The organism is Pseudomonas sp. 32_A, from assembly GCF_017490905.1.
Lineage (GTDB): Bacteria > Pseudomonadota > Gammaproteobacteria > Pseudomonadales > Pseudomonadaceae > Aquipseudomonas > Aquipseudomonas inefficax.
In genome coordinates, this window is the sequence record NZ_JAFGYI010000005.1 from 121,013 (window position 1) to 134,602 (window position 13,590).

General features: G+C 62.4%; 13 protein-coding genes. 5 read left to right on the forward strand and 8 right to left on the reverse strand.

Going from position 1 to position 13,590, the window contains the following annotated elements; all coding sequences use genetic code 11:
• Nucleotides 1-234 precede the first annotated feature (234 nt).
• Nucleotides 235-648 carry an NUDIX domain-containing protein gene (locus tag J5M58_RS05075; RefSeq protein WP_112250584.1) on the forward strand — a complete coding sequence of 138 codons (414 nt, stop codon included), beginning with the start codon at nt 235-237 and terminating at the stop codon, nt 646-648.
• Here J5M58_RS05075 and metR read toward each other — a convergent pair.
• A complete protein-coding gene (gene metR, locus J5M58_RS05080; RefSeq protein WP_003258025.1) occupies nt 632-1,549 on the reverse strand; it encodes a transcriptional regulator MetR in 918 nt (305 codons plus the stop codon). The two genes, J5M58_RS05075 and metR, sit on opposite strands and share 17 nt — an antisense overlap.
• A 196-nt stretch (nt 1,550-1,745) precedes the next feature.
• On the opposite strand from metR, the gene J5M58_RS05085 reads away from it, so the two are divergent.
• Nucleotides 1,746-2,741 (forward strand): alpha/beta fold hydrolase, encoded by a 996-nt coding sequence (locus J5M58_RS05085; RefSeq protein WP_112250586.1) that lies wholly within the window; start codon nt 1,746-1,748, stop codon nt 2,739-2,741.
• A gap of 163 nt (nt 2,742-2,904) precedes the next feature.
• Here the strand turns inward: J5M58_RS05085 and J5M58_RS05090 are convergent, their stop codons facing one another.
• The 7 genes from J5M58_RS05090 to J5M58_RS05120 form a co-directional block, all read right to left on the reverse strand.
• Nucleotides 2,905-3,240 carry a GlpM family protein gene (locus J5M58_RS05090; protein WP_112250588.1) on the reverse strand — a complete coding sequence of 112 codons (336 nt, stop codon included), beginning with the start codon at nt 3,238-3,240 and terminating at the stop codon, nt 2,905-2,907.
• Between the two features lie 25 nt (nt 3,241-3,265).
• Nucleotides 3,266-4,594, reverse strand: coding sequence for a sigma-54 dependent transcriptional regulator (locus J5M58_RS05095; protein ID WP_112250589.1), 1,329 nt, complete (start codon nt 4,592-4,594; stop codon nt 3,266-3,268).
• Nucleotides 4,591-6,495 carry an ATP-binding protein gene (locus J5M58_RS05100; protein ID WP_207877361.1) on the reverse strand — a complete coding sequence of 635 codons (1,905 nt, stop codon included), beginning with the start codon at nt 6,493-6,495 and terminating at the stop codon, nt 4,591-4,593. Before J5M58_RS05100 ends, J5M58_RS05095 begins: the two co-directional genes overlap by 4 nt.
• A gap of 73 nt (nt 6,496-6,568) precedes the next feature.
• Entirely contained in the window at nt 6,569-7,303 is a 735-nt protein-coding gene (locus J5M58_RS05105; protein ID WP_003258023.1) for an amino acid ABC transporter ATP-binding protein, read from the reverse strand.
• Nucleotides 7,300-7,971, reverse strand: coding sequence for an amino acid ABC transporter permease (locus tag J5M58_RS05110; protein WP_075046155.1), 672 nt, complete (start codon nt 7,969-7,971; stop codon nt 7,300-7,302). Before J5M58_RS05110 ends, J5M58_RS05105 begins: the two co-directional genes overlap by 4 nt.
• On the reverse strand, nt 7,972-8,718 hold the full coding sequence (locus J5M58_RS05115; RefSeq protein ID WP_112250591.1) for an amino acid ABC transporter permease: 747 nt from the start codon (nt 8,716-8,718) through the stop codon (nt 7,972-7,974). It lies immediately after the preceding gene.
• Between the two features lie 142 nt (nt 8,719-8,860).
• Nucleotides 8,861-9,778: a glutamate/aspartate ABC transporter substrate-binding protein gene (locus J5M58_RS05120; RefSeq protein WP_112250592.1), complete on the reverse strand. Its 918-nt coding sequence runs from the start codon at nt 9,776-9,778 to the stop codon at nt 8,861-8,863.
• Nucleotides 9,779-10,119: 341 nt separating this feature from the next.
• Between J5M58_RS05120 and J5M58_RS27820 the strand changes: the two genes are divergently transcribed.
• Genes J5M58_RS27820 through J5M58_RS27830 form a run of 3 tightly spaced genes read left to right on the forward strand, consistent with a single transcriptional unit; the run spans nt 10,120 to nt 13,582 of the window.
• On the forward strand, nt 10,120-12,102 hold the full coding sequence (locus J5M58_RS27820; protein ID WP_243432199.1) for a DUF6543 domain-containing protein: 1,983 nt from the start codon (nt 10,120-10,122) through the stop codon (nt 12,100-12,102).
• On the forward strand, nt 12,072-12,794 hold the full coding sequence (locus J5M58_RS27825) for a leucine-rich repeat domain-containing protein (RefSeq protein WP_243432200.1): 723 nt from the start codon (nt 12,072-12,074) through the stop codon (nt 12,792-12,794). Before J5M58_RS27820 ends, J5M58_RS27825 begins: the two co-directional genes overlap by 31 nt.
• Nucleotides 12,740-13,582: an NEL domain-containing protein gene (locus J5M58_RS27830; RefSeq protein WP_243432201.1), complete on the forward strand. Its 843-nt coding sequence runs from the start codon at nt 12,740-12,742 to the stop codon at nt 13,580-13,582. Before J5M58_RS27825 ends, J5M58_RS27830 begins: the two co-directional genes overlap by 55 nt.
• Nucleotides 13,583-13,590 lie beyond the last annotated feature (8 nt).

Consider the following 13,590-nt stretch of genomic DNA (forward strand, 5'->3'; position numbering starts at 1 on the left):
AGGGTGTGGGGCGGGTTGGCAAGGGGCCGTTCGTCTGTGAAATAAGCTTTGACCTGTGCTGGCCTCTTCGCGGGTAAACCCGCTCCCACAGGTACAGCGCCGCTCTCTGGCCCTGTGGGTGCACCTGTGGGAGCGGGCGCGCCCGCGAAGAGGCCGGCACAGGAAACACCGGCCTTGTCAGGCCAATGACCCCCATGGGATCCTCCCCGGCCATTGTTTCAGGTGAGCCCACCCATGCCCAACACCATCCGCATCGCCGCCGCCCTGTTGATCGACCCCCAAGGCCGCACCCTGCTGGTACGCAAACGCGGCACCCAGGCCTTCATGCAGCCCGGCGGCAAGATCGATGCTGGCGAAACCCCGGTGCAGGCGCTGGTGCGCGAGCTGCATGAGGAACTGGGCCTGCACATTGACCCGGCCCAGGCCGTGCACCTGGGCCAGTTCAGTGCCCCGGCCGCCAACGAGCCAGGCTTCGAGGTACAGGCCGAACTGTTTCGTGTCGACAGCGCCGCAGCCGTGCTGCCGGCCGCGGAGATAGAGGAGGTGGTGTGGCTGGCCGCTGACCAGGTACCCGCCATGCAGCTGGCGCCCCTGACCCGCGACCTGATCCTGCCGCTTTACCGCCAGGCCGTCAGCGCACCGCACTGACGCCATCGAGGGTGGCGAACGAGGTGTCCTTGGCCGTCAGCAGGAAGTCGCGCATGTATGGCGCATCGAGCATGTCGGTGCGCACGGCGGCATAAAGCGTGGCGAACAGGCCTTTCTCACCCAGGCGCTTGCCCTTCACATACCCGCGCGAACTGTACTCGTGCAGCGCCCAGTGCGGCATGCCGCACACGCCACGGCCGCTGGCCACCAGTTGCATCATCATCACCGTCAGCTCCGAGGTGCGCACGGCAGCGGGCTCGATGTCGGCCGGTTCCAGGAAGCGGGTGAAGATGTCCAGGCGGTCGCGCTCCACCGGGTAGGTGATCAGGGTCTGGTCGAGCAGGTCCTGCGGCACGATGTAGGGCTTGCTGGCCAACGGATGCTGGTTGGCCACCGCCAGCATCGCCTCGTAGGTGAACAGCGGCACGTAGGTGATGCCCGCCAGGTCCAGCGGGTCGGAAGTCACTACCAGGTCGAGGTCGCCGCGGGCCAAGGCCGGCAGTGGGGCGAAGGCAAAGCCGGAGGCCAGGTCCAGCTCCACCTCCGGCCAGGCGTCACGGAACTGGTCGATGGTCGGCATCAGCCATTGGAAACAACTGTGGCATTCGATGGCCATGTGCAGGCGCCCGGCGGTGCCGCCGGCCAGGCGCGCGATGTCACGTTCGGCGCCGCGCAGCAGCGGCAGGGTGGCATCGGCCAGCTGCAGCAGGCGCAAACCGGCACTGGTGAAGCGGATCGGCTTGGTCTTGCGCACGAACAGCGGCAGGCCCAGGCGTTCTTCCAGCTCCTTGAACTGGTGTGACAGCGCCGACTGGGTAAGGTGCAGGCGCTCGGCGGCCTCTACCAGGCTGTCGGCCTCGCGCAGGGCATGAAGGGTTTTCAGGTGACGGATCTCCAGCACAGCTGACTCCGGTGTGTGGACTTGAGGAAACAGGGAATGAGTTGAGTTTCCCTCATGTTGCCGTGCCTGTCGACTGGGCGTTCGGCCGCACCGCCTGGCGGGAGTCATCAAACTGTCACCGAACTGTGGCAGCGCGCCCGAACAGAATTCATCAGACTCGCGTTCTACTGGGGATCTGCATTCTGGTGTTTCTTTCATGCGGGCTTTTTGGCTTTTTCTTTTCTTTGTATTCGGCGTTCCTGCGGGTTTTGCTGAACAGCGTTGTGACGCCCACGTGCCGGTGCAGCGTGCCGAACTGGGCGCGGTCAGCCTGGTGTACCAGAGCGTCGGCGCGCCACGCGACCCGGTCTTGCTACTGGTGATGGGCCTGGGCGGGCAGTTGATTCACTGGCCGGACGATGTGGTCGAGGCGTTGTGCCGACAGGGCTTTCGGGTGATCCGCTATGACAACCGCGATGTCGGGCTGTCGCGCTGGAACCAGGTGCCGCCGTCGGCCAACCTGACGGTCGAACTGCTGCGCTACAAGCTGGGCCTGCCGATGGCGGCGCCGTACACGCTGACCGACATGGCGGATGATGGCGTGCACCTGATGGATGCATTGGGTGTGCGCCAGTTTCATGTATTGGGTGTGAGCATGGGCGGCATGATTGCTCAGCACCTGGCTGCAATGGCGCCCGAGCGGGTGCGCAGCCTGACCTTGGTCATGTCCAGTTCAGGGGCGGCGGGGCTGCCAGCGCCGGCCCCGGCGCTGGTGCAGTTGCTGGCCCGGCGCAGCGCACCGAACCGCGAAGTGGCCATCGAGCAACAGGCCGACCTGCTGGCTGCGCTGGGTAGCCCCGACGTGCGTGACGACCGTGCGGCGTTGCTGCAGCAGGCGGCGGTGGCCTATGACCGGGCGTTCAACCCTGACGGGGCCAAGCGCCAGATCATGGCGATACTGGCCGAGCCGAGCCGGGTTGAGCTATTGAACCAGCTGAGGGTGCCGACATTGGTGGTGCACGGCACGGCCGACCCTTTGTTGCCAGTCATGCATGGCGTGCATTTGGCGGCGCATATCCAGGGCAGCCAGCTGCGCTTGATACCGGGGTTGGCGCACCGCTTCCAGGAGCCGTTCAAGGCGCCGTTGCTGGGGGCGGTGTTGCCCTATCTGCAGGCACATCGGCAGGATGACACGCATATCGCAGGGCTTTGAACCGGCGCGCCTGCTTCCACAGGTGCAGTACAGGTTTAAGGTTTACGCGGTACCTGTGGGAGCGGCTTTAGCCGCGAACACCGGCAACGCCGGTGCCATACACCGCGCTGGATTCTTCGCGGGTGAACCCGCTCCCACAAAGGCCGGAGTCAGCCGGTCAGTCTCAGTGCATCCGCACCCACAAGGTCACTAGAACCGTCGCGGCCATCAGCCAGGCCACGGTGGCCAACGCCAGCGATACCTCCAGGCGCATGCGGTCGACCAGCACATACAAGGTCGCCAAGTACACGAAGTACGGAATGATCGCCCACATGCCGAACAGGATGGTGGTCTTCAGGTCGGCAATGCTGCGCCCCTTGCCGACTATGTAGTGGGCGATCAGGGCGAAGGTCGGGAACAGCGGCACCAGCCCGGCGATGTAGTAATTGCGCGTCTTCGACAGCACCGCCAGCAGCAATACCACACCAGCGCCCAGGGCCGCTTTGAATACCAGGTCCACGTTGTCTTTCCAGTTGGGATTGAGGTCAGCCGAGGCCGTATTTTTTCACTTTGTCGAACAGCGTGGTCTTGGCCATGCCCAGCTCCTGGCTGGCTTGGCTAAGGTTGCCGCCGGTACGTTGCAGGGCGTCGCCGAGCAGGTTGCGCTCGAATGCTTCCACCGCCTCGGCAAAGCCCAGGCCTTGGCTGGCACCACCGCTGGGGCCTTTCTTGAATGCTGGCAGGCCGAGGGCATAGCGTTCGGCGACGTTGCGCAGTTCACGCACGTTGCCCGGCCAGTCGTGGGCCATCAGGCGCGACAGGGTCTGGCTGTCCAGCGCAGGTGTTTCACGGTCGAAGCGCAGGGCCGACTGCTGCAGGAAGTGCTCGAACAGCTGCAGGATATCTTCGCGGCGCTCGCGCAGCGGCGGCAGCTCCAGGGTTACCACGTTCAGCCGGTAATACAGGTCACTGCGGAACTGGCCGCTCTGGCCCATGGCATCCAGGTCGGACTTGGTGGCGGCGATCACCCGGCAGTCCACCGCAATGCTCTGGTTCGAGCCCAGCCGCTCCAGAGTGCGCTCCTGCAGCACGCGCAACAGCTTGATCTGCAGGTTGATCGGCATGCTCTCCACTTCGTCGAGGAACAGCGTGCCGCCGTTGGCATGTTCGATCTTGCCGATGCGGCGTTTGCCGGCACCTGTGAAGGCGTTGGCCTCGTGGCCGAAAATCTCGCTTTCGAACAGGTTTTCCGGCAGGCCGCCACAGTTCAGCGCCACGAACGGTTGGCCCTGGCGGCGGCTGAAGTCGTGCAGGCAGCGGGCGACCAGTTCCTTGCCGGTACCGGTTTCGCCTTCGATCAGCACGTTGGCCGAGGTATCGGCGACGTTGGCGATCAGTTCGCGCAGGTGCTCCATGGCCGGCGAACGGCCAATGATGCGCCCCTCCAGGCTGCTCTGCTCGGCCAGCTGGCGGCGCAGGGCCACCACTTCGCGCGACAGCCCGCGCTGTTCGAGGGCACGGCGCACCACGTCGACCAGGCGCTCTGGGGAGAAGGGTTTTTCCATGAAGTCGTAGGCGCCATTGCGCATGGCGCCCACCGCCATGTCGATATCGCCGTGGCCGGTGATCAGCACCACCGGCAGACTGCGGTCGCGGGCCTTGAGGCGGTTGAGCAGCTCCAGGCCATCGATGCCCGGCAGGCGGATATCGCTGACGACGATGCCGGCGAAGTCGTCGCCGATGCGTTCCAGCGCCTGCTCGGCGCTGCCCACGCCTTCACAGGCGATGTCCTCCAGGGCCAGCGCCTGTTGGCAGCCGAGCAGCACATGCGGGTCGTCTTCGACGATCAGGACAGTAAGAGGCGCTTGGGTCATGGGTGCTCTGCCGATTCGCTAGGGGGGGAGGCCAGGGGCAGGGCCAGGACGAACGCCGTGCCGCCACTGGCGGGGTGCTCGACGTTGAGGCTGCCCTTGGCGGCGGCGGCAAGGCTCGCCGACAGGGTCAGGCCCAGGCCCAGGCCATGTTCGCCCGGTTTGGTGGTGAAGAAAGGTTCGAACAGGTGCTTGCGCGCCTCGGCGTCGATGCCATGGCCATTGTCGCGCACTTGCAAACGGTACTTGTCGCCCTGCAGCTCGCCTTCCAGCCACAGTTGCGGCAGCGGCTGGGCGGCCATGGCATCCAGGGCGTTGCCGATCAGGTTGACCAGGATCTGCTCCAACCGGGTCTGGTCGATCGCCAGCTGCTGGTCCTCGAACTGATTGTGCAACTGCAGGTGGCAGGCGCTGATGCGGTTGGCCAGCACCTGCAGGGTAGCGTCAACCGCCTTGGCAAGCGAGGCCTGGCCGCTGTCGTCAGCGCGCCGGGCGAACGAACGCAGGCTGGCGGTGATGCGACCCATGCGGTCGATCAGGTCGTTCATGGTGCGCAGGTTGGTGCTGGCGGTTTCCAGCGCCCCGCGTTCGAGGAAGCGTATGGTATTGCCGGACAACGTGCGCAGCGCGGCCAGCGGCTGATTCAGTTCGTGGGCAATGCTGGTGGACATCTGCCCGATGGCGGCCAGCTTGCCGGCCTGTACCAGTTCATCCTGGGCGTGGCGCAGGGTTTGTTCGGCATGCCGGCGCTCGCGAATCTGGCCCTTAAGACGCTCGTTGCTGGCACGCAGGTCGGCCGTGCGTTCGGTAATCCGTCGCTCCAGTTGGCTGTTGGCTTCCTGCAGGGCCTCGCGGGCTGCCAGGCGGGTGGCGATGACCTTGCGTCGTTCGTTCCAGGCGATACCGAGGATTGCCAGCAAGGCGAAGGCCACGCCCACCAGGACGCCCTGTACCATGGATTCGCGGCGCAGGTCCTGCAGCGGGGTCAGCAAGGTAAAATGCCAGGGCGTGTCGACCAGCCGCCGGGTCTGGGCCAGGTAGGCCATTTCGCGGGCCTTGCCCTGTGCGGTTTCGCTGTTGGCCGGGAAGGTCAGCTTTTCCACACCATCGGCCAGTGTTTCCCGGGCCAGGGGCTGCAGCTCGTTCAGCGGCCACCAGTAGTATTGCAGGCTACGGGCCAGGCGCTCCTTGATTTGCGGGGTCAGCGGGCGTACCGACTTCAGGCGCCGGGCCGGGTCGCTGGAGAGGATGATGATGCCGTTCTCGTCGCTGACGAACGCTTCCAGGCGCGCACGTTGCCAGCGCTCTTCCAGGGTATCCAGCCGCACTTTGATCACCGCCACGCCAATGACCTTGCCGTGTTCCTCCAGGCCATGCGCCAGGTAATAACCGGCCTCGCCAGTGGTGCTGCCGATACCGTAGAAACGCCCGGGTTCGCCGCGCACGGCGGTCTGGAAGTAGGCACGGAACGACAGGTCCTCGCCGAGGAACGAGTCGGCATCGCGCCAGTTGCTGGTGGCCTGGACCCGGCCATTGGTGTCGAGCACGAAGATGGCCCGGCTGCGGCTGCGCCGGTTCAGGCCTTCGAGGTATTCGTTGACGGCCTGCCGCGAGCCGCCGTCAGGGTCGGTGAGCAGGTGCGAGACGCTGTCTTCCAGCTCCAGCAGGCTCGGCAGGTAGGTGTACTTGCTGATTTCGCTCTCGACCGTGCGCGCGTGCAGCTCCAGCTGGCGCTCGCCGTTTTCGCTGAGGGCGCGGATACCGTTGCTCTCGCTGATCAGGTAGCCGGCCGTTCCCAGGCCGACCATCAGCAGGATGATCAGTGGCGGCAACAGCAATTGGCGGAGCAGGCGGGATTTCACGGCAGGCTTGGCAGGGAGAAGAAGCGAAGGATCGCATTTCATCACAGTGGCCTTGTCACGACCAGCGCCTGCTGCCCGAAAGGGCAGCGGCGCCGACCGCTTCAGTGAAGCAAAATCAGTGTTGCAGGATCTTGCTGAGGAAGTGCTGGGTACGCTCGTGGCGGGCGCTCGGGTTGCCGAAGAAGTCTTCCTTCTGGCAATCCTCGATGATGTTGCCCTTGTCCATGAAGATCACGCGGTTGGCCACCTTGCGGGCGAAGCCCATTTCGTGGGTCACGCACATCATGGTCATGCCTTCGTGGGCCAGTTCGACCATCACGTCCAGTACTTCGTTGACCATTTCCGGGTCCAGCGCCGAGGTCGGTTCGTCGAACAGCATGACGATCGGGTCCATCGACAGGGCGCGGGCAATGGCCACGCGCTGCTGCTGGCCGCCGGACAGCTGGCCGGGGTGCTTCTTGGCGTGGGCACCGAGGCCGACGCGGTCGAGCAGGGCCAGGCCCTTCTTGGTCGCTTCCGCTTCGCTGCGTCCAAGCACCTTGCGCTGGGCAATGGTCAGGTTCTCGGTGATGGACAGGTGCGGGAACAGCTCGAAGTGCTGAAACACCATGCCAACGCGCGAGCGCAGCTTGGGCAAGTTGGTCTTGGGGTCGGCGATCGAGGTGCCGTCGACCACGATGTCACCTTTCTGGAACGGCTCCAGGGCGTTGACGCACTTGATCAGGGTGGATTTGCCCGAGCCCGACGGGCCGCACACCACCACCACTTCACCCTTCTTGACCTCGGTGCTGCAGTCGGTCAGTACCTGGAAGTCCCCGTACCACTTGTTGACGTTCTTGATGGAAATCATACGGTGATCCTTTTTTGCAGGCGCTTGACCAGCCACGAAGCGGAGAAGCTGATGAGGAAGTACACGACACCGGCGAAGATCAGGAACTCATGGGAGCGCCCGATGATGTCGCCGTTGGAGCGTGCCGAGTTGAGAAAGTCCACCAGGCCCACGGTGTATACCAGCGAGGTGTCCTGGAACAGAATGATGCTCTGCTGCAACAGCAGCGGGGTCATCTTGCGGAAGGCCTGGGGCAGGATGATCAGGCGCATGGTCTGGCCGTAGGTCATGCCCAGGGCCTGGGCGGCGCCCATCTGGCCCTTGGAGATCGACTGCACGCCGGCGCGGACGATTTCGCAGAAGTACGCGGCCTCGAACATCATGAAGGCCACCACGCAGGAGGTGAAGGCACCCACCGGGGTGTCCTCGCCAGTGATCCAGCGCAGCACGAATGGTACCGCCAGGTAGAACCAGGTGATTACCAGCAGCAGCGGGATCGAGCGGAAGTAGTTGACGTAGGCGCCGGCCACGTTCGACAGCAGCTTGCTCGACGACAGGCGCATCAGGGCCAGGATGGTCCCCAGTACAATGCCGCCGACCACGCCCATGACCATCAGTTGCAGGGTCATGACCATGCCTTCCCACAGGGCGGGCAGGGCCGGGATGATTTCGCTGAAATCCATGTCCATTTATTTGCCCCCTACGGAAATCAGGCCGGGCACCGAGACTTTCTTCTCGACCATGCGCATCAGCAGCATCAGGCCCATGTTCAGGGTGAAGTAGATCAGCGTGGCCAGGGTGAAGGCCTCGAACAGGTTGGCCGAGAATTCGGCGGTCTGCTTGGTTTGTGCCAGCAGTTCCATCAGGCCGATCAGCGACGCCACCGACGAGTTCTTGAACACGTTCAGGAATTCCGAGGTGAGCGGCGGAATGATGATCCGGTAGGCCTGCGGCAGCAGCACGTTGGTGTAGATCTGCGACAGGCTGAAGCCCATGGCGCGGGCGGCGGCTTCCTGGCCGCGGGGCAGCGCCTGGATGCCGGTACGCACCTGTTCGCACACGCGGGCGGCGGTGAACAGGCCCAGGCAGATGACCACGCTGATCAGCGCCGAAGTGGTCGGGTTGAGGTCCTGCTTGAACCATTCCTGCAGGCCTTCGGGCAGCAGGTCCGGCACCAGGAAGTACCAGATGAACAGCTGCACCAGCAGCGGTACGTTGCGGAACAGCTCCACGTAGGCAGTGGCGATACCTGCTACCAGACGGTTCGGCACGGTACGCATGACACCGAGGACCGAGCCCAGCAGCAAGGCGATGATCCAGGCGGAAATGGCGATGGCGATGGTCCAGCCCAGGCCGGTGACGTACCAGTCCAGATAGGTTTCGCTGCCCACGCCGGTGGACTTGAAGAACACGCCCCAGTCCCAGTTGTAATTCATCGGGATTTCCCCTCAGACGATTGTTTCACGGGCACCTTCGAGCATCCGAGAGCGCTTGGCGCCCTCGGATGAAAGGTTAGACACTAATGAGTGGCCTGCAGTATTGATTGGTGCTGTTGAGCACCAGGCCACTATCTGAGAGTCAGGACTTCTTCTCGTCCGCAGCCTTGTCGGTCGGCTCGGCGATCAGTTTCTTCAGCTCGTCGCTCATCGGGAACTGCAGGTTCAGGCCCTTTGGCGGGATTGGCTGCTGGAACCACTTGTCGTAGCTCTTGTTGACTTCACCCGACTTGAAGTAGCCGACGATGGCGTCATCGACCGCTTTCTTGAAGGCCGCGTCATCCTTGCGCACCATGCAGCCGTAGATTTCGTACGACTGTGGGGTACCGGTGATGACCCAGTCCGCCGGCTTGCGAGCCTTGGCCATTTCACCGGCGAGCAGGGCGTCGTCCATCATGAAGGCCACGGCTCGGCCGCTTTCGAGCATGTTGAAGGCTTCACCGTGGTCCTTGGCGGAAATCACGTTCATCTTCATCTGCTTGTCGGCGTTCATCGCCTTGAGGATGCGTTCGGAGGTGGTACCAGCGGTGGTCACCACGTTCTTGCCGGCCAGGTCCGGGAAGTCCTTGTATGCTGGCTGACCGTCCTTGACCTTGGTCAGCAGGCGGGTACCGACTTCGAAGATACCGACCGAGAAGCCGACCTGCTGCTGGCGCTCGACGTTGTTGGTGGTGGAGCCGCACTCCAGGTCCACGGTGCCGTTCTGCACCAGCGGGATGCGGGTCTGCGAGGTGACGAGGTTGTAACGGACCTTGATGTCCGTGCCCAGCTGCTTCTTCAGGGCCTCGACGACGGCCAGCTGGATGTCATGCGAGTAACCCACGGGCTCGGGCTTGCCGGCCAGGTAGGAAAACGGGATGGAGGAGTCGCGGTGGCCCAGGGTGATGGTGCCCGAATCCTTGATCTTCTTCAGGGTGCCGGTCAGTTCTTCGGCCATGGCCGGCGAAGCGATCACAGCGGCCGCGATGGCGGCGCCCAGCAATTGACGAACGATGCGCATCAAATTTTCCTCGACGTGTTTGTTTTTTTTATGGAGCCGTTGGCGGACTCTTTCGTTCAACGAATACCGCTAGAAGCGAGTGCATTCGGCTACCAAGTGTAGAGCATGAGTCGTGCCAAGCTCTGATAACGATCATAACGCCGCGAAAATCCATGGGATTAATCTTTTTTGGCCTAGGTTTTACCGCTTTTTTCGAACGGGTTTCCGAATGAGTTGCTAGTTGCTGTTCGGGAATCCGAACGAAGGTGTCCGGGTGCCTGGCAGGCCGAGGGGCTTTATATACCGCCAGTACGCACCAGCAGCGTGGTGTCCTGAACCTTTCAGGTACGGAGAACACCAACATGGCAACTGCGCAAAGCATCCCCACGACCTCTATCGATCATCTGATCGCGCGGCAACTACCTGCTTGGCTGACAACTGCCGAAAAGCATCACATCAGCGCTTATCACCAGGCGCTGCGGGCGCAGCAACAAAGTGCAAATGACTTGAAGCACTTGCTTGGCAGCATCCCTGGCCTTGAAGACTTCGCCGCCCCGCTGCTGCAGCAGGCTTTGCTGGAGCAGGGGCTTGGTGATATCGACACACGACGGGCGTGCGTGGTCGTTTCCGAAGAATTTCCTCTCCCTTCGGCTGCGGAAAAGCTTTATCAGCCAAGGATCACGTATTCAACGCGGCAGAGCCTTCTTGCGGCCGCGCTGCATAATTTCGAAGAGCATGAAACCCTGCCATGGCTGATGCGCAAGGCCCATCTTGTCGACCCGAACGGGGTAAGGCTGGCCATGACGTATGAGGATTTTGCCAGGCTGACTCGCACGCTGGACATTGGCGGGCAGTATCAGTCGCTCCTGAAGCGGCTCCTGCACCCCAAGGCCGGTCGCAATCAACCTGAGCATCAGGCCGGAAGGCAGATAGAGCAGCTGTTCGAGAGCAGCGTGCGTACCCAGATGCAGGTTTCGCTGTATCAGGGACGGTTAAAGGGTGAACTGGACGAGCGGGATCTGCAGCGGCTGCAAAAGGTCTTCAAGTCGCCCTCACCGACATACCGGGGAGGTACGCTGACACCCAGCCAACTGTATCTGCTGGGCAAATGTATGGTCGGGGTTGTCGCCTTCGAATGGCGGCCTGCGCCGGATGCAGACATTGACGAAATCATTGTCTGGATTCCTGATGACCCAGAAAAAAGCCTGCGTTATTACGACTCATGGGATGAAGTGTACAGCGCTTTTTCCATTCGCCTGCAGCAGCAGTCTTTCCGTCGGTTCTTCGGCCGTTTCATCAAGGCGCAGGACAAAAGCCAGTTCGAGAAGAACCTGATGCGCTTGCTGGCCGCATCGGAGCCCGGCAAGCCAATGGAACTGGACGGACGAAATCGGCCTGTCGACGGCGAAATGTTCGCTCATGTACGAGCATTGCTGATGGCAAAAATATTCGATGACGCTTGCTACCTCGCTGTCCCGACGGGGGTTGAAGATCGAATGACCAGGCACAAGCGTTTGCAGGAAATGGCCAGCGCGGGTCTGGACCTGCTGGGTATGGCAGCTTTCTTCGTGCCCGGGCTGGGCGAGCTGATGTTGGCCGTTGGCGCGGTGCAGCTGCTTGATGAGGTGTATGAGGGATATCAGGACTGGCAGTTGGGTGATCGTCAAGGGGCGCTGGACCATCTGTTTGCCGTTGCGCAGGGTCTGGTACTGGCAGGTGTGACCGCAGGGGCGGTCCACATAGCGAGGCGGCTACCTTTTGTCGATGGGTTGGCGCCAAAAGTAACGCCTGAGGGCGGTGTGAAGCTGGGTCGAGCGCCTCGTTATGCACCTGTTGAAGAGCAGGTGTTGGCGTTGCTCGATCAACTGCAAGGAGAGCACTTTGCCGATACCTTGTCGGATGATGCCAGCTTAATGCTCGAAGTTACCGGCATTCAACTTGCTCAGTTGCGGCGCTTGAGCCTGGAAGATGCAGCCCCTCCGGCGCGGTTGCTGGACATCCATGAGCGCATCGAGCTGGGCCGACGGTATCCAGCCCTCACCGGCACTGCGTTCGAGGACGAACTGCAAACGCTGAGTGAAACGCCTTCGGATGACGGGAAGCAATTGATGGAGGCATTCAAGGGCCTGTCGCCCAGAGGGGCTCAGGAAATTCTGGATCACAGCAGTGCTTCCCTTCTGGAAACACTTCGCGCCAGTAACTCACCGAGCTGCGTGAGGCATTGCGACAATGGCAGGCCGGCTGGCGGACACCGATCGATGCCATCCGTCGTCGCCGTGTTGCGGACACACTGCGGCGCAGTTGGCGACGCAAGTTGGTCGATAGCAACGATCAGTACGAACTGACCATCGAAGGCGAGCAGGTAGGGGCGTTGCCGACCTTGCCGGCAGGTGTGGATTTTGTGCATGTGCGCCGTCTGGCTTTGCGCAATATGCAGCTGCCGGCCATCGACGCCCAGTTCCTCAGCCTGTTCCCGAACCTTGTCGATCTCGACCTGAGCGGTAATCAGCTTGTCCAGGTGCCGGACGGAATCGAGCGCCTGACCCAGCTCAGAAGGGTGGACCTGGGCAACAACCGTATCGTCATGGACGAGACGGGCAGCCAGCGCCTGGCCCAGTTACGCCGCCTTGATACGTTGATATTGAGCTACAACCCGCTCAATGGCATGCCGGACCTCTCCGCCTTGCCGCATGTTCGCGATGTGCGGTTACGCTCTACCGGGCAGGTGGATATCCGCCAGGTCCATGAAAACGTGACGTTGCGCGCCCATATCGATTTGCGTGACAACAGGATCAGCGAGTTGCAACGGGAAATGCGCGGCCTGCGCTTGCGTCTTCAGCGCCTGAACCTTCATGACAACCCGTTGACGGAAAGCAGTGTGCAATATCTGGACGAAGCACGTGGTTTCAACGACGCGCTGCCAGAGGCAGTGCAGCTTATACCCATGAGGTGGTCGATGAGCAGACCCGGGCTAACTGGGTCATGTCCAGGAGCGATCTGCTCAGGAGTCAGCGGGAAGCTACCTGGGATCGCCTGACTGAAGAGCCTGGTTCGGGTGGGTTGTTCAGGTTCCTGGCCGACTTTGCCGAAAGTGAGGATTTCGAATCCCACCCGCGCTATTTCCGTCGTCGCATATGGCGCATCCTTGATGCCTGCGAAAACAACGAAGCATTACGTGAGTTATTGTTCCGCGAAGCCGATGCGCCGCGCAGTTGCGAGGACCGCCTGTTGCTGATGCTCAACCAGCTGGAAGTCGGCATCCTGGCCTACCGGGGTATCGAGGGGATACCCACTGAGCTGAGGGCGAATCGGTTGTTGCGTCTGGGGCGGCAATTGCACCGCCTGGACTTGCTGGACGAGATCGCCAACAGGCATGTACAGCGGTTGCGCCAGGAGGGCTTGCGCAGGGTCGATGACATCGAGGTGCGGTTGTACTACCGCTCGCGGCTAGCGGGAGCACTCGACTTGCCGGTACCGCCCGATGAAATGCACTTTGCCTCATTCGCCAATGTGACCATGGCCGACCTGAGCCATGCGGAACTTGAGGTACTGCGTTCCAGTACCCCGGTTGCCATGTTGGACGCACTTGTCGAACGCCCCTTCTGGCAGAGCTACCTGCGCGAAACTTTCCCGGAGCGTTTCGAGGTGCTGGGCGCGCCGTACCATGATCGCCTGGAGGTACTCGAAGAACAGGCCAGGGCTGGCCAGGAACACGAGTATGACGAGCGAGCACGGTCCCTGATGCAGCAGCACGCTGCAGAAGAGTCGAACTTGATGCGCAACCTGACCACCGAAGTGTGGGCGCGCTCGCGCTATGCGACCTAGTGTAAACC

What these genes read in the sequence shown, in the direction of transcription:
- J5M58_RS27820 (WP_243432199.1), top strand. Translation starts at nt 10,120, where the DNA reads ATGGCAACTGCGCAAAGCATCCCCACGACCTCTATCGATCATCTGATC.
- J5M58_RS05120 (WP_112250592.1), bottom strand. Translation starts at nt 9,778, where the DNA reads ATGCGCATCGTTCGTCAATTGCTGGGCGCCGCCATCGCGGCCGCTGTG.
- J5M58_RS05115 (WP_112250591.1), bottom strand. Translation starts at nt 8,718, where the DNA reads ATGAATTACAACTGGGACTGGGGCGTGTTCTTCAAGTCCACCGGCGTG.
- J5M58_RS05075 (WP_112250584.1), top strand. Translation starts at nt 235, where the DNA reads ATGCCCAACACCATCCGCATCGCCGCCGCCCTGTTGATCGACCCCCAA.
- J5M58_RS05095 (WP_112250589.1), bottom strand. Translation starts at nt 4,594, where the DNA reads ATGACCCAAGCGCCTCTTACTGTCCTGATCGTCGAAGACGACCCGCAT.
- J5M58_RS05110 (WP_075046155.1), bottom strand. Translation starts at nt 7,971, where the DNA reads ATGGACATGGATTTCAGCGAAATCATCCCGGCCCTGCCCGCCCTGTGG.
- J5M58_RS05105 (WP_003258023.1), bottom strand. Translation starts at nt 7,303, where the DNA reads ATGATTTCCATCAAGAACGTCAACAAGTGGTACGGGGACTTCCAGGTA.
- J5M58_RS27830 (WP_243432201.1), top strand. Translation starts at nt 12,740, where the DNA reads ATGTCCAGGAGCGATCTGCTCAGGAGTCAGCGGGAAGCTACCTGGGAT.
- J5M58_RS05085 (WP_112250586.1), top strand. Translation starts at nt 1,746, where the DNA reads ATGCGGGCTTTTTGGCTTTTTCTTTTCTTTGTATTCGGCGTTCCTGCG.
- J5M58_RS05100 (WP_207877361.1), bottom strand. Translation starts at nt 6,495, where the DNA reads ATGAAATGCGATCCTTCGCTTCTTCTCCCTGCCAAGCCTGCCGTGAAA.